The organism is Pseudomonas sp. FFUP_PS_473 (assembly GCF_002858665.1).
GTDB classification, from domain to species: Bacteria; Pseudomonadota; Gammaproteobacteria; order Pseudomonadales; family Pseudomonadaceae; genus Aquipseudomonas; species Aquipseudomonas defluvii.
The window spans coordinates 56,030-72,160 of sequence record NZ_PJQQ01000015.1 but is presented as its reverse complement, the minus strand read 5'-3'; the positions used below and the strand labels follow the sequence as shown (position 1 = coordinate 72,160).

Sequence of the window (16,131 nt, the reverse complement as noted above, 5' to 3'; positions counted from 1 at the left end):
TTGGCCAATGCACGCACTTCAGAGGGATCGCCATGGGCATCATTGGAACTATCTTCATCGGCCTGGTCGTGGGTCTGCTGGCACGCTTCCTCAAGCCAGGCGACGACAACATGGGCTGGATCATGACGATTGTGCTCGGCATCTGTGGATCCGTGGCTGCCACCTATGGTGGCCAGGCCTTGGGGATCTACCATGCTGGCGAGGGGGCAGGTTTTTTCGGCGCGCTGGTCGGTGCGATTGTGCTGTTGCTGATCTTCGGTTTCATCAAAAAGAACTGACGTCAGGCTAGAATGCTCGGCAACTTACGTTCCCCTTGTTGCCGAGTTTTTCATGCGCCGTATTTTCCTGTGTGCTCTCCTGTTTTGCAGTGGCCTGGCCCATGCCGAGTTGCCGGAAACCGACTGGTTGGAGCTGATGCCCAAGTCGGACCAGAAGGCGCTTGAGGAAATGCCCGAAATTGACCACAACTCTCCCGAAGCCAATGGCACGTTCAGCAACAAGGGCGGCTTGAAGCAAAGCAAGGGCCTGCCAGCGGTGATGTACTCGAGCAAGACCGTTGCGTCCATGAACGGCAAGCACATCCGCCTGGGTGGCTATCCGGTACCTCTGGAAACCGATGCCAAAGGCAAAAGCACCTTGTTTTTCCTGGTGCCCTACCCAGGTGCCTGCATTCATGTGCCGCCACCGCCACCGAACCAGCTGGTACTGGTGCGTTACCCCAAAGGCTTGAAACTGGACGATATCTACACGCCGTTATGGGTTACAGGCACGTTGACGGTCGAGAAGGTCAGCAACGACCTGGCGGATGCAGCCTATGCGCTGGACGCCGGGCAGGTACGGGTGGTGACGGACGCTGACTTTTGATGGCGTTGGCAAGCCAACGCCCACAGTAGTCCGGGTTTAGAGCGGCTCGCTGCCGATACTCAGGCTCAAGGTGTGACGGGCGCCTGGTGCCAGTTGCACGAGATCGTCCCAGACATTCGCCGTCTCGATGCACAGCATGCGCTGCCAGCCATCGTTGGCCATGTCGATCAGTTCGGCGGCGCGGTCGGTCCAGGGGTTCCAGATGACGGCCGAGCGCGAGCCACTGCTGCGCAACAGGATGCGACGGTTCCAGGCCGGGTCGACAATGCTCAGTTGCTCAGGTGCCTGTAGGTAGATGCGGTCGGTTTCCCCGGCAAAACCCAGGTCGCCCTGTTGGTTGCGCTGCTCCCAGTTGGCCAGCGTTTCGATGTAGTTCAGCCCGGCCACGCCTTCGACCCGAACCTGGCGTACATCACTGACCGCGAAGTAGCTGTGCAGCGCCTGGCTGATGGTGACGGGGTCGCTACCCAGGTTTTCGCTGCACAAGGTCAGGTTGAGTTGCTCGCCCATGACGATGCTCAGGTTCAACGCGACGGTATGCGGCCAGCCGGGCAGGTGGCCCAGGGCTTGCGGCAGGGTGAAGTCGATACGCAGCTCGGTGCTGCTGCTGTCGATGCCCAACAGTTGCCAGTCGCGCTCGCGTGCCAGGCCGTGGGCGGGCGCTTCACTGGCCTGGTACATGGCCTGCACGCTTTGCGGGTTGCGCGCCAGGTTGCCAAACCAGGGCCAGCATACCGGCACGCCTGCGCGTACCGACTTGCCCTGCTTGAACAGGGCCTGGTCGCTCAACCACAGCAGCGGCGGCTCGCCAACCCGTTGGTAGCTCAGCACCTGGGCACCCTGCTGGGCGATCAGTAGCTCAGCGCTGTCGCTGGTGATGCGCCAGCAGTTGAGCTCGCCGTGTTTTTCCGACTCTACCTTGGGTGTGGACATGCGTCTGATCTCGTTCGGTTGCCGTAAGGTCGTTGACCTCTCGTCTACCGCCGAGTGTACCGCGCCAGCCGCTCAGCGACGAGGTGGAACCGAGCGGGTGCGACCGCTGCCGTCGATGGCAACGAAGACGAACACCGCTTCGGTGACCTTGCGCCATTCGCTGGACAGCGGATCATCGCTCCACACTTCGACCATCATCTGGATCGAGCTGCGGCCGATCTCCAGGGTCTGGGTATAGAAGGACAGTTGTGCGCCGACGGCGACAGGCACCAGGAAGGCCATGCGATCAATTGCGACGGTAGCCACGCGGCCTCCTGCAACACGGCTGGCCATGGCCGTGCCGGCGAGGTCCATCTGGGCGACTAGCCAGCCGCCATAGATATCGCCGAAACCGTTGGTTTCACGTGGCAATGCAGTGATTTGCAGGGCCAGGTCGCCTTGCGGGATAGGATCTTCTTGTTCGAGTTCAATCATGCCGGGGTAGCCTCTGACCCGTGACGCTTCATTGGTTAGCGCAGTGTGGACGCCTCGACAAACGATTCAGCATACGCACGCTACGCTGCGTTCGCTTTAGCCAGGCGGCGAAAGGAAACTCTGCGAAACCGACTAAGTATATTCAGCGGCGCTTTCGCACAACATCCTCCATAAGGCGTAGCCTTTTCCTGCATGGGGCCAGTATATAGAGCCTCGCGTGCAGCGACGACCATACGGTCACCATTATCTGTCGTGAATGTGTACATCCTGTACGTTTTCAAGCAAATTGCCTCGGATCCAACATTTTTCCCTGGCTGCAACCAGCGCTGTTGCCGCTTTAACCATCAATAAGAGACGCGTCGATGACCTCCGTGCCCACCAGTATCGCGCAGCCCTCGCGGCCGCTGACTCGCAGTGACTACAAGACCTTGTCGCTTTCCGCCCTGGGTGGTGCGCTGGAGTTCTACGACTTCATTATCTTTGTGTTCTTCGCCAAAGTGGTCGGCCACTTGTTCTTCCCCGCCGACATGCCTGAATGGCTGCGCCTGATGCAGACCTTCGGCATCTTTGCTGCCGGCTACCTGGCACGCCCACTGGGCGGTATCGTCATGGCACACTTCGGTGACCTGTTGGGGCGCAAGAAGATGTTCACCCTGAGCATCTTCATGATGTCTGTGCCGACACTGATCATGGGCTTGCTCCCGACCTACGCGCAGATTGGCATGTGGGCGCCGATCCTGCTGTTGTTGATGCGGGTGATCCAGGGCGCGGCCATCGGTGGCGAAGTCCCAGGCGCCTGGGTGTTCGTCTCCGAGCATGTCCCGGCACGCAATACCGGTTATGCCTGCGGCACCCTCACGGCGGGGCTGACCTCCGGCATTCTGCTCGGCTCGCTGGTGGCTACCCTCATTAGCAGCCTCTACAGTGAGCAGGAACTGTCTGACTACGCTTGGCGGATTCCGTTCCTGCTGGGGGGTGTGTTTGGTCTGTTTTCGGTCTATCTGCGTCGCTGGTTGCACGAAACCCCGGTGTTCGCCGAGATGAAGGCGCGCCAGGCGTTGGCCGAAGAAGTGCCGCTGCGTGCGGTGCTGCGTGATCACCGCAGTGCCATCATCCTGTCGATGTTGCTGACCTGGCTGCTGTCGGCGGGCATCATCGTGGTGATCCTGATGACCCCGACCGTGCTGGAGACGGTCTACGGTATTCCCATGACCGTTGCGCTGCAGGCCAATAGCCTGGCCATTGTCCTGCTCAGCTTCGGCTGTGTCGCCGCCGGCATGCTCGCTGATCGCTTCGGTGCCGGGCGGGTGTTCGTGGTGGGCAGCCTGTGCCTGCTGGCCAGCTCATGGGCGTTTTATCACAGCCTGGCGACCCATCCCGAGTGGCTGTTTCCGATGTATGCACTGACCGGGTTGTGCGTCGGCATCGTCGGTGCAGTGCCTTATGTGATGGTACGGGCGTTTCCGCCCGTGGTGCGGTTCAGTGGCCTGTCCTTCTCCTACAACCTGGCGTACGCCATTTTTGGTGGCCTGACGCCGATGGTCGTGACCTATCTGCTCAAGCTCAGCCCCATGGGCCCGTCCTATTACGTGGCCGGTATTTGCACCATTGGTCTGCTGGTGGGTTGCTATTTACTGGCAACGAAGCGCTGAAAGCGCTCTAGCCCAGCAGTCGTTACATTTTGAAAAGGCCTTCCTGCCTGAGTGGTGATGGCCATTCATCTAATTGTCATATTCACTTCATAGAGTGGTCATATGCCCTGCAGATACTGGGGCCCGATTCATCTCAACCCCAATTCCTGCTAGGAGCAAGGCATGAAACTGAAGCGTTTGATGGCGGCCCTGACGTTTGCCGCCGCTGGCGTTGCCACCGCTAATGCGGTTGCCGCTGTTGACCCTGCTATTCCGACTTACGTCAAAACCACTGGCGTGTCGGGCAACCTCTCCAGCGTCGGTTCCGATACCCTGGCCAACCTGATGACCCTGTGGGCTGAAGCCTACAAAAAAGAATACCCGAACGTGAACATTCAGATTCAGGCTGCCGGTTCCTCCACCGCACCGCCTGCACTGACTGAAGGCACCGCTAACCTGGGCCCGATGAGCCGCAAGATGAAGGACGTCGAGCTGCAGGCGTTCGAGCAGAAGTATGGCTACAAGCCAACCGCAATCCCGGTTGCTGTTGATGCCCTGGCGGTCTTCGTGCACAAGGACAACCCGATCAAGGGTCTGACTATGGCTCAGGTCGATGCGATCTTCTCGTCGACTCGCCTGTGCGGTGGCAAGAACGATGTCAAAACCTGGGGTGACCTGGGTGTGACCGGCGACCTGGCCAACAAGCCGGTTCAGTTGTTCGGTCGTAACTCGGTGTCCGGCACCTACGGCTACTTCAAGGAAGAAGCCCTGTGCAAAGGCGACTTCAAGCCTAACGTCAACGAACAGCCAGGCTCGGCTTCGGTCGTGCAGTCGATCAGCAGCTCGCTGAACGGCATCGGTTACTCGGGCATCGGCTACAAAACCGCCAGCGTCAAGACTGTAGCCCTGGCCAAGAAAGAAGGCGGCGAGTTCGTTGAAGACAACGAAAGCAACGCCCTGAACGGCACCTACCCGCTGTCGCGCTTCCTCTACGTTTACGTCAACAAGGCCCCGAACAAGCCTCTGGCTCCGCTGGACGCCGAGTTCATCAAGCTGGTCCTGTCGCAAGCTGGCCAGCAGGTCGTAGTGAAAGATGGTTACATCCCGCTGCCGAAGAAAGTGGTCGACAAGGCCATGGCGGATCTCGGTCTGTCGCACAACGGTAACTAAGTGAGACCCCGGTGAGGGCTGGCCTACGGCTAGCCCTCCCACCCATTCCCGGTCCGAAGCCAGAACTCCTGAGCGGCGGGCTTTTTTGCGTCAATGCACTGTCATGTTTTTGTAATACGGGACCGCTAGGGTGTGCGCATGAATGATCTGGCCAACTCCACCATGACCCAAAATTCTCCCCCCGTGCGGATTGATTTCAATGCGCCCGAGTTGCAACGCAAGCGCAAGATGCGTGCGTTCAAGGATCGCCTGACCCGCTGGTATGTACTGGTAGGCGGGCTTGCCGTGCTGGCGGCGATCACCCTGATCTTTTTCTATCTGGCTTATGTCGTGCTGCCACTGTTTCAGGGCGCCGAGCTGACCAGTAAGAAAGCCATGGAGCCGACCTGGCTGCAGCAGGATGCCGGCAAACCGCTGATGATTGCTCTTGAGGAGCAAAACCTCGTCGGTATGCGTGTGTCCGATAAGGGCCAGGCGCTGTTCTTCGACACCAAGACCGGTGCTGAAATCAACCGCGTCGACCTGCCCGTGCCGGCCGGCACCCAGGTGACTTCGATCAGTACCGACCAGCCGGGTAGCTCGCTGATCGTGCTGGGCTTGTCCAACGGTCAGGCCGTGGTATTCCACCACGCCTACAAGATCACCTATCCGGACAACAAGAAGACCATCACCCCTGGCATCGACTTCCCGTATGGCCAAGAGCCGTTCGTGCTCGACGAGCAGGGCCGCGCACTTGAGCACGTCAGCGTCAACGTCAACGGCGAGACCATAACGGTGGCAGGCTCGCACGGCTCGCAACTGCTGGTGACCCAGCTGACTCGCGAAGAGAACATGATGACCGGTGAGGTCACCAGCGAGCAGAACCGCATCGACCTGCCGCAGATGACCGAGCCGGTGAAGGCGATCTTCATCGACCCGCGTCAGCAATGGTTGTATGTGGTTAACGGTCGCGCCCAGGCCGATGTGTTCAGCCTGCGCGACAAGAGTCTTAATGGTCGCTACAAGCTGCTCGACGATGGCCAGGCCGAGATCACTGCCAGTGCCCAACTGGTCGGCGGTATATCGCTGGTCTTCGGTGACTCCAAGGGTGGCCTGAGCCAGTGGTTCATGGCCCGCGATCCGGATGGCGAGCAGCGCTTCAAGCTGATTCGTAGCTTCCAGATGGGCACTGCACCCGTAGTCCAGATAGACGCCGAAGATCGCCGCAAAGGCTTCATCGCCCTGGACAGCTCGGGCAAGCTCGGCGTGTTCCACAGCACCGCGCACCGCACCCTGCTGGTCGAGCCTGCTGCCGAGGGCGCAGGCATCCTCGCCCTGTCGCCGCGGGCCAACCGCATCTTCATCGAAGAAGGCGGCAAGCTGCTGCCCTTGAGCCTGAAGAACCCGCACCCGGAAGTATCCTGGAGCGCGCTGTGGAGCAAGGTCTGGTACGAGAACTACGACGAGCCCAAGTACGTCTGGCAGTCGACTGCTTCGAACACCGACTTCGAGCCTAAGTTGAGCCTTTCGCCACTGACCTTCGGTACCCTCAAGGCCGCGTTCTATGCGATGATCCTGGCGGCACCCTTGGCTATTGCCGCAGCGATTTACACCGCCTACTTCATGGCCCCAGGCATGCGCCGCAAGGTCAAGCCGGTGATTGAGCTGATGGAAGCGATGCCGACGGTGATCCTCGGCTTCTTCGCCGGCCTGTTCCTCGCACCGTACCTTGAAGGCCACCTGCCGGGTGTGTTCAGCCTCTTCCTGCTGATGCCGATCGGCATCCTGCTGGCCGGCTTCGCCTGGAGCCGCCTGCCGGAATCGCTGCGCCTGCGTGTGCCAGATGGCTGGGAAGCAGCGATCCTCATCCCGGTGATCCTGTTCACCGGCTGGTTCGCCCTGTACATGAGTCCGTTCATCGAAACCTGGTGGTTCGGCGGCGACATGCGCCTTTGGATCAGCAACGACCTGGGCATCACCTACGACCAGCGCAACGCCCTGGTAGTTGGTATCGCCATGGGCTTCGCGGTGATCCCGAACATCTACTCGATTGCCGAAGACGCCGTGTTCAGCGTGCCACGCAGCCTGACCCTGGGTTCCTTGGCGCTGGGCGCCACGCCGTGGCAGACCCTGACCCGTGTGGTCATCCTGACCGCCAGCCCGGGGATCTTCTCGGCGCTGATGATCGGTATGGGCCGTGCGGTCGGTGAAACCATGATCGTGCTGATGGCCACGGGTAACACCCCGGTCATGGAACTGAACCTGTTTGAAGGTATGCGCACCCTGGCGGCCAACGTCGCGGTGGAGATGCCGGAATCGGAAGTCGGTGGCAGCCATTACCGCGTGCTGTTCCTCGCCGCGCTGGTACTGCTGATGTTCACCTTCGTGATGAACACCTTGGCCGAGCTGATTCGCCAGCGTCTGCGCAAGAAATACTCGTCGCTTTGATAGGAAGGTAGAGATCCGTGAAAAAGGATTCCCTCAAAAGCTGGTTCAAGAGCGGCGCCCCTGGCGTCTGGATCAGCGGTGGCGCGGTCGCCATTGCGGTGATCATGACCGTGGGCCTGCTGGCGGTGATCGCCGTGCGTGGCCTAGGCCACTTCTGGCCGGCCGACCTGATCCAGGCCACCTATAAGGTACCGGGCCAGGCTGATCATGTGGTCATCGGTGAAGTGGTACAGAAGGAAGAGGTGCCGCTGGCGCGTTTGAAGGGCGCCGGTCTGCCGGTGCCGGACAACGGCCCGGAGTTCATGACCCGCGAGCTGATCAAGGTCGGTAATCGCGACCTCAATGGCAGCGACTTCACCTGGGTGGTCGGTGACTGGCTGGTGGATCAAACCACCCCCGCCGAACTGATCGCTCTGGAACGCCGCGAGTGGGGCAACTTCTACGGCTACCTGGTCAGCGTCAAGGAAAACGGCAAGGTTGTCGCCGAAGGTCAAGCGGCCTGGGGCGAGCTGCAAGCGCGCCTCAAGCGTGCCAGCAAACTGGCCGGCGACCTGCAGACCCTTGAGAAGAAAGACATCGGTGCGATCAACCATGGCCTGGAGCGCCTGCGCCTTCACAGCCGTAAACTTGAGCTTGACGGCAAGCTGGACGCCGCTGCTCAGGCGGACATGGACGCCGAGCGCGCCGAGCTGGACAGCCGCTACAAGGCCGTTGAGGACCGCTTGGGCGCGCTGCATCGCGAGTTCAGCCGCGACAGTCTGGTTGCCCGTGATGGTAATGGTCGCGAAGTAGAGATCAACCTGGACAAGGTGGTGCATGCCTATCAGCCAAACGGCATGGGTACCTTTACCAAGCTGGGCACCTACTTCGCAAAGGTCTGGGAGTTTTTGAGCGACGACCCGCGTGAAGCCAACACTGAGGGCGGTATCTTCCCGGCCATCTTCGGTACCGTGATGATGACCCTGATCATGGCCGTGATCGTCACGCCGTTCGGCGTACTGGCGGCGGTGTACCTGCGTGAATATGCACGTCAGGGCCCGGTCACGCGCTTGATCCGTATTGCGGTGAACAACCTTGCGGGTGTTCCGGCCATCGTTTACGGCGTGTTCGGCCTGGGCTTCTTCGTCTACGTGCTGGGCGGCTCGCTCGATCGGCTGTTTTTCCCCGAAGCGCTGCCGGCGCCTACCCTGGGTACTCCAGGCCTGCTGTGGGCCTCGCTGACCCTGGCCCTGCTGGCCGTGCCGGTGGTGATCGTGGCTACCGAAGAAGGCCTGGCGCGTATCCCGCGTACCGTGCGTGAGGGCTCGTTGGCCCTCGGTGCGACCAAGGCCGAAACGCTGTGGAAAATCGTTCTGCCAATGGCCAGCCCGGCGATGATGACCGGCATGATCCTGGCCGTTGCGCGTGCCGCCGGTGAGGTGGCACCGCTGATGCTGGTAGGTGTGGTGAAACTGGCGCCGTCGTTGCCAGTGGACGGTAACTACCCGTACCTGCACCTGGACCAGAAGATCATGCACCTGGGCTTCCACATCTATGACGTGGGCTTCCAGAGCCCGAACGTCGAGGCCGCGCGGCCGCTGGTGTACGCCACCGCCCTGTTGCTGGTGCTGGTGATCGCCACCCTCAACCTTTCGGCGGTGTGGATCCGTAACCACCTGCGCGAGAAGTACAAGGCGCTGGACAGCTGATCGACAGCCCCCTGAATTGCAAGTGCCGCCCGGTCACCGGGCGGTTCGATGAAACGAAATTGATAGCGTATGGAGTCTAACCATGCAGCATGAATCCCACGCCCACGGCATCGATATGTCGGCCCTGGGTCGCGACAAGCAGAGCCTGCGCCTGGCGGAAGAAACCGTGGCCATCGAAGTGCCGGGTTTGAGCCTGTACTACGGCGAGAAGCAGGCACTGTTTGACGTCAGCATGAATATTCCCAAGCAGCGCGTTACTGCCTTCATCGGCCCGTCCGGTTGCGGCAAGTCGACCCTGCTGCGAACCTTCAACCGGATGAACGATCTGGTCGATGGTTGCCGTGTCGAAGGCGCGATCAACCTGTATGGCAACAACATCTACCGCAAGGGCGAGGATGTCGCCGAGCTGCGTCGTCGCGTCGGCATGGTGTTCCAGAAGCCGAACCCGTTCCCCAAGACTATCTATGAGAACGTGGTCTACGGCCTGCGTATTCAGGGTATCAACAAGAAGCGTATGCTCGACGAAGCCGTTGAGTGGGCGCTCAAGGGCGCGGCGCTGTGGGATGAGGTCAAGGATCGCCTGCATGAGTCGGCACTGGGTTTGTCCGGTGGTCAGCAGCAGCGTCTGGTGATTGCCCGTACCATCGCCGTTGAGCCGGAAGTCTTGCTGCTCGACGAACCGTGTTCGGCACTCGACCCGATCTCCACGCTGAAGGTCGAAGAGCTGATCTACGAACTGAAATCCAAGTACACCATCGTGATCGTCACCCACAACATGCAACAGGCTGCACGGGTATCGGACTACACCGCGTTCATGTACATGGGCAAATTGGTCGAGTTTGGTGATACCGACACCCTGTTCACCAACCCGGCGAAGAAACAGACCGAAGACTACATCACCGGTCGCTATGGCTAGGGCTCAGCGCCTGAACGCCGCCTGACCGTATTCACCGGATGCCCCAAGGATTCTCCATGATCGATAAAGACAGCCTTACCCATCACATCTCCCAGCAGTTCAACGCCGAGCTTGAAGAAGTGCGCAGCCACCTCCTGGCGATGGGTGGCCTGGTCGAGAAACAGGTCAACGACGCGGTGACCGCGCTGATCGAGGCCGACTCGGGCCTTGCCCAGCAGGTGCGTGAGGTGGACGAGCAGATCAACCAGATGGAACGCAACATCGACGAAGAGTGCGTACGCATTCTGGCCCGTCGACAGCCGGCTGCCTCCGACCTGCGTTTGATCATCAGCATTTCCAAGTCGGTGATCGACCTGGAGCGCATTGGTGACGAATCGACCAAGATCGCCCGTCGTGCCATCCAGCTGTGCGAAGAGGGCGAGTCGCCACGCGGTTATGTAGAAGTACGTCACATTGGCGACCAAGTGCGTAACATGGTTCGTGATGCGCTGGACGCTTTCGCCCGCTTCGACGCTGACCTGGCGTTGTCGGTGGCCCAGTACGACAAGACCATCGACCGTGAGTACAAAACGGCGCTGCGCGAGCTGGTGACCTACATGATGGAAGACCCGCGTTCTATTTCGCGGGTATTGAGCGTGATCTGGGCGTTGCGCTCGCTCGAGCGTATCGGTGACCACGCACGCAACATCGCCGAGCTGGTGATTTATCTGGTGCGCGGCACCGACGTTCGCCATCTGGGCTTGGCAAGGATGAAAGAAGAGGTTCAGGGCGGCGCCGAAAAGGCTAATGTTCCCGGCAAATCGGACGATAAGTAAGACTGCCCCGAGAATGAACGCCCGGCCTTGGCCGGGCGTTTTCGTTTGCGGTCGAGCAAGTGAGGTGGCACCCCGCGAACGCAAGAGAGTCCCGGCGTGACCCGTTTTTGGCAGATGGCCATCAGTCAGCGTTATGCTAGCCGGGGTTGAAAAGGAGTGGCGATGAGTAAAGTCAGTGTTTTGGTGGTGGATGATGCGCCCTTCATCCGCGATCTGGTAAAGAAATGCCTGCGCAATGCCTTCCCCGGCATCGTGACCGAAGATGCGGTCAACGGTCGCAAGGCTCAGGCAATCTTGTCCCGTGAGGCCTTTGACCTGGTGCTGTGCGACTGGGAAATGCCGGAAATGTCGGGTATTGAGCTGCTGACCTGGTGTCGCCAGCAGGAGTCGATGAAGGCGTTGCCCTTCATCATGGTGACCAGCCGTGGCGATAAAGAAAACGTTGTCCAGGCTATCCAGGCTGGCGTTTCGGACTTTATCGGCAAGCCGTTCACGAACGAGCAGTTGCTGACCAAGGTCAAGAAAGCCTTGTCCAAGGTGGGCAAGCTCGACGCACTGCTGTCCAGCGCGCCGACCCGCGCCAACTCCGCGTTTGCCAATGATTCGTTGAGCGCCCTGACCGGCGGCAAGGCCGAAACCGTCAAGCCGACGGCTGCACCCGCGGTTGCCCCAGCCAAGCCGCTGATCAATGCACCCACGCCACAGGCCAAGGCGGCAGCTCCGGCCGGTCGTGGTCAAGGCCAACTGCGCTTGCCAAGTGGTACTCAGCCCTGTGTGATCAAGGCCCTGAGCCTCAAGGAAGCCCTGATTGTGGTGCGCCGCAGTGAGACACTGCCGCAAGTGCTGGAAGGCGCGGTGCTCGACCTTGAGCAGGGTGAAAGTGCTGAAACCGCACGCTTGAACGGCTACCTGCATGCGGTAGCGGCCTTGGAGCCAAGGCCGGACAGCGACTGGTTGCAGATTACGTTCCGTTTCGTCGACCAGGACGCGCAGAAGCTCGACTACGTTTCGCGGCTGATTGCCCGGGGTACGGCGCAGAAGCACTTCACCCCCGGCGCCTGATCCGCCTCGTCGACGCCTGTAGGGCCTGCTGCATGCCCTACAGGTCAGTTCTACCAGGCCATCCTGCGGGTTACCCTGCCGGTAACCCGTAGTGCGGTCAGTCGAGCTTGAGAACCTTGGCCAGCACGATCTTCGGCCCTTTCATCTTTTTGATGATGATTCGCAGGCCTTCGACTTCCAGCACTTCTTCCTCTTCCGGTACCCGCTTGAGGGTCTCATAGACCAACCCGGCGAGCGTTTCGGCTTCGATGTGGTCCAGGTCAACGCCAAGCAGGCGTTCAACCTTGAACAACGGCGTATCGCCCCGCACCAGCAGTTTGCCCGGTTGGTAGGCGAGAATGCCGCGTTCGGCCTTGCGGTGCTCGTCCTGAATATCGCCGACCAGCACTTCCAGTACGTCTTCCATGGTCAGGTAGCCGATGACCTTGCCGTCGGCTTCCTCGACCAGGGCGAAGTGCGCGCCGCCCTGGCGGAACTGCTCCAGCAGTTGCGACAGCGGCATATGCCGGGAAACGCGCTCCAGTGGTCGGGTCAGCTCGGCCAGGTTGAAGGACTCCGGAATATGATCCAGGTCGGCCAGTTCCAGCAGCAGGTCCTTGATATGCAGCAGGCCGATAAATTCACCACGCTCCGCGTCATAGACCGGGTAGCGGCTGAACTTGTGTCGGCGGAACATCGCCAGGATGTCCTTGAGGGGGGCGTTGGCTTCCAGGCTGACCATGTCTTCCCGGGAGTTTGCCCAGTCGACGACTTCCAGCTCACCCATCTCCACTGCCGAGGCCAATACGCGCATGCCTTGGTCGCTTGGGTCTTGCCCACGGCTTGAGTGCAGGATCAGCTTGAGTTCTTCTCGGCTGTAGTGGTGCTCATGGTGTGGCCCAGGCTCGCCTTGGCCAGCGATCCGCAGGATGGCGTTGGCACTGGCGTTGAGCAGGTAGATCGCCGGGTACATCGTCCAGTAGAACAGGTACAGCGGCACGGCTGTCCACAGCGACAACAGCTCAGGCTTGCGAATGGCCCAGGATTTTGGCGCCAGCTCACCGACCACGATGTGCAGGTAGGAAATGACAAAGAAGGCGCTGAAGAACGAGACCGCCTTGATCACTTCTGGCGACTGTACGCCAACGGCGCCCAGCAGGGGTTCGAGCAGGTGAGCGAAAGCCGGCTCACCGACCCAGCCCAGGCCTAGCGAGGCGAGGGTGATGCCGAGTTGGCAGGCCGACAGGTAGGCGTCCAGCTGGCTGTGTACGGTGCGTAGGATGTGCCCGCGCCAGCCATTCTTATCGGCGATGGCCTCGACCCGGGTCGAGCGCAGCTTGACCATGGCGAACTCGGCGGCAACGAAGAAGCCGTTGAGCAGAACCAGTAGCAGCGCGAAGAGAATCATGCCGAAATCGGCGAAAAGTGAAGCGAGGCTAAAACCAGCGGAAGGGTCCATGATGGATTTTTAAGGGGTCCGTCTTTTGAAGAAATAGAGAGATGCTGCGCCGACTTCTGTCGGCGCAAGTGGGCCAATGTAGCGGCTGAAGGCGCAAATGCCTAGTGGCGCGCGTTCAGGAGGCGTTTCGCAGGGCCAGTTGTGTGGCCGCAAAATGGCAGGTAAAGGTGCTGCCGTGGCCCAGGACGCTGCTGATCTCCAGGCGACCACGATGGCGCAGCAGCACATGCTTGACGATTGCCAGGCCCAGGCCGGTGCCGCCGGTATTGGAGGCACGGCTGGAGTCGACCCGGTAGAAGCGCTCAGTCAGGCGCGGCAGATGCTTGGGGTCGATGCCGATCCCGGAGTCCTGCACGCTCAGGTGCGCACCCTGGCTATCGCTCCACCAGCGGATGCGGATCTGGCCGCCATCCGGGGTGTATTTCACGGCGTTGAAGATCAGGTTGGAAAAGGCGCTGCGCAGTTCTGCTTCGCTGCCTTTGAGGTACACGTCGCCTTCGGTTTCCAGCGTGATGTTCTGGTTGCGTTGCCCGGACAAGGCTTTGGCGTCACCTTTGATCGACTGCAGCAGGGCATTGATCGCCACCGGCTGGTTGTCCGAGGGGTAGTCGGTGGCTTCCAGCTTGGCGAGCAGCAGCAGGTCGTTGAGCAGGGTTTGCATCCGCCCACCTTGCTGCTGCATCTGTTGCAGCGCCCGTACCCAGCGCGGGTTGACGTCTTCGACGTTGTCCAGCAGGGTTTCCAGATAACCGGCGATTACCGTCAGCGGCGTGCGCAGTTCGTGGGACACGTTGGCGACGAAGTCCTTGCGCATCTGTTCAAGCTGATGAATGCGTGTGACATCGCGCACGAGCATCAAATGCTCGTTGTTGCCGTAGCGGGTGATGTGCAGTTGCACGCGCAGGCGGTCATTGATCGGCGAGGGTATTTCCAAGGGTTCAAGGTAGTTCTCCTGTTCGAAGTACTCCTTGAAGCGAGGATGGCGAACCAGGTTGGTGACCGGCTGGCCGCTGTCCTGTGGGGTCTTGAGGCCCAGCAGGGTTTCTGCGGCACGGTTCCACCACTCCAGGTTACCGTCGCTGTCGAGCATGATCACCGCATCCTTCAGTGCGGCGGTCGACTCCTGAACGCGGTCGATGACCGCTTGCAGGCGTCCGCGAACGCGCTGATCGCGACGTTGCAGGTGATAGATGCTATCGAAAACCTCGCCCCACAGGCCGTAGCCATCGGGCGGCGCTTCGTCGACCTGATGCAGCCGCAGCCATTCGTGCAGGCGCAGGAGTTGCTTTAAGGTCCAGCCCAGATAGAGCCCCAGGCCCAGCGCCAGGCTCCATCCATAATAGCCGCTGACAAGGCCTGCCAGCAGGCAGACCGTGATCAACAGCAACATGTGGCGAATCAGTGTGCCATGCCAGTTCTGGTTCAATTAGCGGAACATCCTTTCCAGAGGCAGCTGCGCGCTGCAAGCCGATGCGCGCGTCGACGCTTCAGCTTTTAGTCGAAAAACGGTAGCCGGTGCCACGAACGGTTTGTACCAGATTCTCGTAGGCTTCACCCAGCGCTTTGCGCAGGCGACGAATATGCACATCGACGGTGCGCTCTTCAACGTAGACGTTTCCGCCCCAGACCTGATCAAGCAGCTGACCACGGGTGTAGGCGCGCTCCTGGTGGGTCATGAAGAACTGCAGCAAGCGGTATTCGGTCGGGCCCATTTCGGCAGGTTTGCCATCGATGGTTACGCGGTGGCTGATCGGATCGAGCAGCAACCCACCCACTTCGATGGGCGCTTCGCCGTCACTTGGGCCGGCGCGGCGCAACACGGCTTTGAGGCGTGCCACCAGCTCTCGTGGCGAGAACGGCTTGGTGATGTAGTCGTCAGCGCCGACTTCCAACCCCTGGATCTTGTTGTCTTCCTCACCCTTGGCGGTGAGCATGATGATCGGGATGTCGCCGGTCAGTTCATCGCGCTTCAAGCGTCGGGCCAGTTCGATGCCCGAGGTGCCAGGCAGCATCCAGTCGAGCAGGATCAGGTCGGGCTTGCGGTCGACGATGATGGCATGCGCCTGCTGCGAATTTTCTGCTTCCAGGCAGTCATAGCCGGCCATTTCCAATGCAACGGCGATCATCTCGCGAATCGGCGCTTCGTCGTCGACGATTAGAATGTTTCTGCCAACCATGCTTTAACCTCTTACCATTCAGGTGTCTTGGCCCGCATTAGATAACGGAATTATTGCAGTCGTGTGACAGGTCGTGGGCGCTTGCAGCAACATTCTGTTACTGGGCTAGGCTTAAAGGTCTCACTCCCGAGAACAGAAGGTGGATCCAATGACACGACATACGCTGAACTGGATGGCGCTTTTCACGGTAGCAGCACTGGCCTTGCCGGGGGTGGCCTTGGCCGAATATGCCATGGAAAAGGATGGCATGCTTGTCGATGCACATGGCATGACCCTCTATACCTTTGACAAGGATATGGGGGGCAAGTCGATGTGCAGTGGTGAGTGTGCCAAGAACTGGCCGCCGCTGATGGTCAAGGCCGGCGAGAAAGCCGAGGGTGAATGGACGCAGATCAAGCGTGATGACGGTACGATGCAGTGGGCCTACGATGGCAAGCCGGTGTACACCTTTATCAATGACAAGAAAGCCGGCGATATGTTTGGCGACGGTATGAAGGACGTCTGGCACGTGGCCAAACCCTGAGCGCCGCCCAAAT

15 protein-coding genes are annotated in these 16,131 nt (G+C 60.3%); 10 read left to right on the top strand and 5 right to left on the bottom strand.

Annotated elements, in window-relative coordinates:
* The first annotated feature begins 32 nt into the window (after positions 1 to 32).
* Both CYD26_RS12490 and CYD26_RS12485 read left to right on the top strand, forming a co-directional pair.
* On the top strand, positions 33 to 278 hold the full coding sequence (locus tag CYD26_RS12490) for a GlsB/YeaQ/YmgE family stress response membrane protein (protein WP_065758115.1): 246 nt from the start codon (positions 33 to 35) through the stop codon (positions 276 to 278).
* Between the two features lie 52 nt (positions 279 to 330).
* Positions 331 to 864 (top strand): DUF3299 domain-containing protein, encoded by a 534-nt coding sequence (locus tag CYD26_RS12485; RefSeq protein WP_102052736.1) that lies wholly within the window; start codon positions 331 to 333, stop codon positions 862 to 864.
* 36 nt (positions 865 to 900) lie between these two features.
* Here the strand turns inward: CYD26_RS12485 and CYD26_RS12480 are convergent, their stop codons facing one another.
* Entirely contained in the window at positions 901 to 1,797 is an 897-nt protein-coding gene (locus tag CYD26_RS12480; RefSeq protein ID WP_102052735.1) for a D-hexose-6-phosphate mutarotase, read from the bottom strand.
* A 72-nt stretch (positions 1,798 to 1,869) separates the two neighbouring features.
* Positions 1,870 to 2,271, bottom strand: coding sequence for an acyl-CoA thioesterase (locus CYD26_RS12475; RefSeq protein WP_065758118.1), 402 nt, complete (start codon positions 2,269 to 2,271; stop codon positions 1,870 to 1,872).
* A 362-nt stretch (positions 2,272 to 2,633) separates the two neighbouring features.
* Between CYD26_RS12475 and CYD26_RS12470 the strand changes: the two genes are divergently transcribed.
* From CYD26_RS12470 to CYD26_RS12440, 7 genes are all read left to right on the top strand, one after another.
* Positions 2,634 to 3,923 carry an MFS transporter gene (locus CYD26_RS12470; RefSeq protein WP_065758119.1) on the top strand — a complete coding sequence of 430 codons (1,290 nt, stop codon included), beginning with the start codon at positions 2,634 to 2,636 and terminating at the stop codon, positions 3,921 to 3,923.
* Between the two features lie 162 nt (positions 3,924 to 4,085).
* Entirely contained in the window at positions 4,086 to 5,072 is a 987-nt protein-coding gene (locus tag CYD26_RS12465) for a phosphate ABC transporter substrate-binding protein PstS (protein ID WP_102052734.1), read from the top strand.
* Positions 5,073 to 5,210: 138 nt separating this feature from the next.
* Complete coding sequence (locus tag CYD26_RS12460) at positions 5,211 to 7,499, top strand: ABC transporter permease subunit (protein WP_099776381.1); 2,289 nt, start codon at positions 5,211 to 5,213, stop codon at positions 7,497 to 7,499.
* 17 nt (positions 7,500 to 7,516) lie between these two features.
* Entirely contained in the window at positions 7,517 to 9,187 is a 1,671-nt protein-coding gene (pstA, locus tag CYD26_RS12455; RefSeq protein WP_102052733.1) for a phosphate ABC transporter permease PstA, read from the top strand.
* 82 nt (positions 9,188 to 9,269) lie between these two features.
* Positions 9,270 to 10,103, top strand: coding sequence for a phosphate ABC transporter ATP-binding protein PstB (gene pstB, locus CYD26_RS12450; RefSeq protein ID WP_102052732.1), 834 nt, complete (start codon positions 9,270 to 9,272; stop codon positions 10,101 to 10,103).
* A gap of 56 nt (positions 10,104 to 10,159) precedes the next feature.
* Positions 10,160 to 10,918: a phosphate signaling complex protein PhoU gene (phoU, locus tag CYD26_RS12445; RefSeq protein ID WP_065758124.1), complete on the top strand. Its 759-nt coding sequence runs from the start codon at positions 10,160 to 10,162 to the stop codon at positions 10,916 to 10,918.
* A 162-nt stretch (positions 10,919 to 11,080) separates the two neighbouring features.
* Positions 11,081 to 11,980 (top strand): response regulator, encoded by a 900-nt coding sequence (locus CYD26_RS12440; RefSeq protein ID WP_065758125.1) that lies wholly within the window; start codon positions 11,081 to 11,083, stop codon positions 11,978 to 11,980.
* A 97-nt stretch (positions 11,981 to 12,077) separates the two neighbouring features.
* Here CYD26_RS12440 and CYD26_RS12435 read toward each other — a convergent pair whose 3' ends face one another.
* The 3 genes from CYD26_RS12435 to phoB form a co-directional block, all read right to left on the bottom strand.
* Positions 12,078 to 13,418 carry a hemolysin family protein gene (locus tag CYD26_RS12435; protein ID WP_102052731.1) on the bottom strand — a complete coding sequence of 447 codons (1,341 nt, stop codon included), beginning with the start codon at positions 13,416 to 13,418 and terminating at the stop codon, positions 12,078 to 12,080.
* A gap of 115 nt (positions 13,419 to 13,533) precedes the next feature.
* The gene (gene phoR, locus CYD26_RS12430; protein WP_256588015.1) at positions 13,534 to 14,808 is read right to left on the bottom strand and encodes a phosphate regulon sensor histidine kinase PhoR; all 1,275 of its coding nucleotides are present in this window, start codon (positions 14,806 to 14,808) and stop codon (positions 13,534 to 13,536) included.
* Between the two features lie 97 nt (positions 14,809 to 14,905).
* The gene (phoB, locus tag CYD26_RS12425; RefSeq protein ID WP_028942483.1) at positions 14,906 to 15,595 is read right to left on the bottom strand and encodes a phosphate regulon transcriptional regulator PhoB; all 690 of its coding nucleotides are present in this window, start codon (positions 15,593 to 15,595) and stop codon (positions 14,906 to 14,908) included.
* A gap of 148 nt (positions 15,596 to 15,743) precedes the next feature.
* Between phoB and CYD26_RS12420 the strand changes: the two genes are divergently transcribed.
* Positions 15,744 to 16,118: a hypothetical protein gene (locus tag CYD26_RS12420; RefSeq protein ID WP_065758129.1), complete on the top strand. Its 375-nt coding sequence runs from the start codon at positions 15,744 to 15,746 to the stop codon at positions 16,116 to 16,118.
* Positions 16,119 to 16,131: the final 13 nt, after the last annotated feature.

Coding starts and splice junctions, on each gene's coding strand:
- CYD26_RS12460 (WP_099776381.1), top strand. CDS start 5,211: ATGAATGATCTGGCCAACTCCACCATGACCCAAAATTCTCCCCCCGTG.
- CYD26_RS12465 (WP_102052734.1), top strand. CDS start 4,086: ATGAAACTGAAGCGTTTGATGGCGGCCCTGACGTTTGCCGCCGCTGGC.
- CYD26_RS12420 (WP_065758129.1), top strand. CDS start 15,744: ATGACACGACATACGCTGAACTGGATGGCGCTTTTCACGGTAGCAGCA.
- CYD26_RS12485 (WP_102052736.1), top strand. CDS start 331: ATGCGCCGTATTTTCCTGTGTGCTCTCCTGTTTTGCAGTGGCCTGGCC.
- CYD26_RS12490 (WP_065758115.1), top strand. CDS start 33: ATGGGCATCATTGGAACTATCTTCATCGGCCTGGTCGTGGGTCTGCTG.
- CYD26_RS12470 (WP_065758119.1), top strand. CDS start 2,634: ATGACCTCCGTGCCCACCAGTATCGCGCAGCCCTCGCGGCCGCTGACT.
- phoU (WP_065758124.1), top strand. CDS start 10,160: ATGATCGATAAAGACAGCCTTACCCATCACATCTCCCAGCAGTTCAAC.
- CYD26_RS12480 (WP_102052735.1), bottom strand. CDS start 1,797: ATGTCCACACCCAAGGTAGAGTCGGAAAAACACGGCGAGCTCAACTGC.
- CYD26_RS12435 (WP_102052731.1), bottom strand. CDS start 13,418: ATGGACCCTTCCGCTGGTTTTAGCCTCGCTTCACTTTTCGCCGATTTC.
- pstB (WP_102052732.1), top strand. CDS start 9,270: ATGCAGCATGAATCCCACGCCCACGGCATCGATATGTCGGCCCTGGGT.
- CYD26_RS12440 (WP_065758125.1), top strand. CDS start 11,081: ATGAGTAAAGTCAGTGTTTTGGTGGTGGATGATGCGCCCTTCATCCGC.
- phoR (WP_256588015.1), bottom strand. CDS start 14,808: ATGTTGCTGTTGATCACGGTCTGCCTGCTGGCAGGCCTTGTCAGCGGC.
- CYD26_RS12475 (WP_065758118.1), bottom strand. CDS start 2,271: ATGATTGAACTCGAACAAGAAGATCCTATCCCGCAAGGCGACCTGGCC.
- phoB (WP_028942483.1), bottom strand. CDS start 15,595: ATGGTTGGCAGAAACATTCTAATCGTCGACGACGAAGCGCCGATTCGC.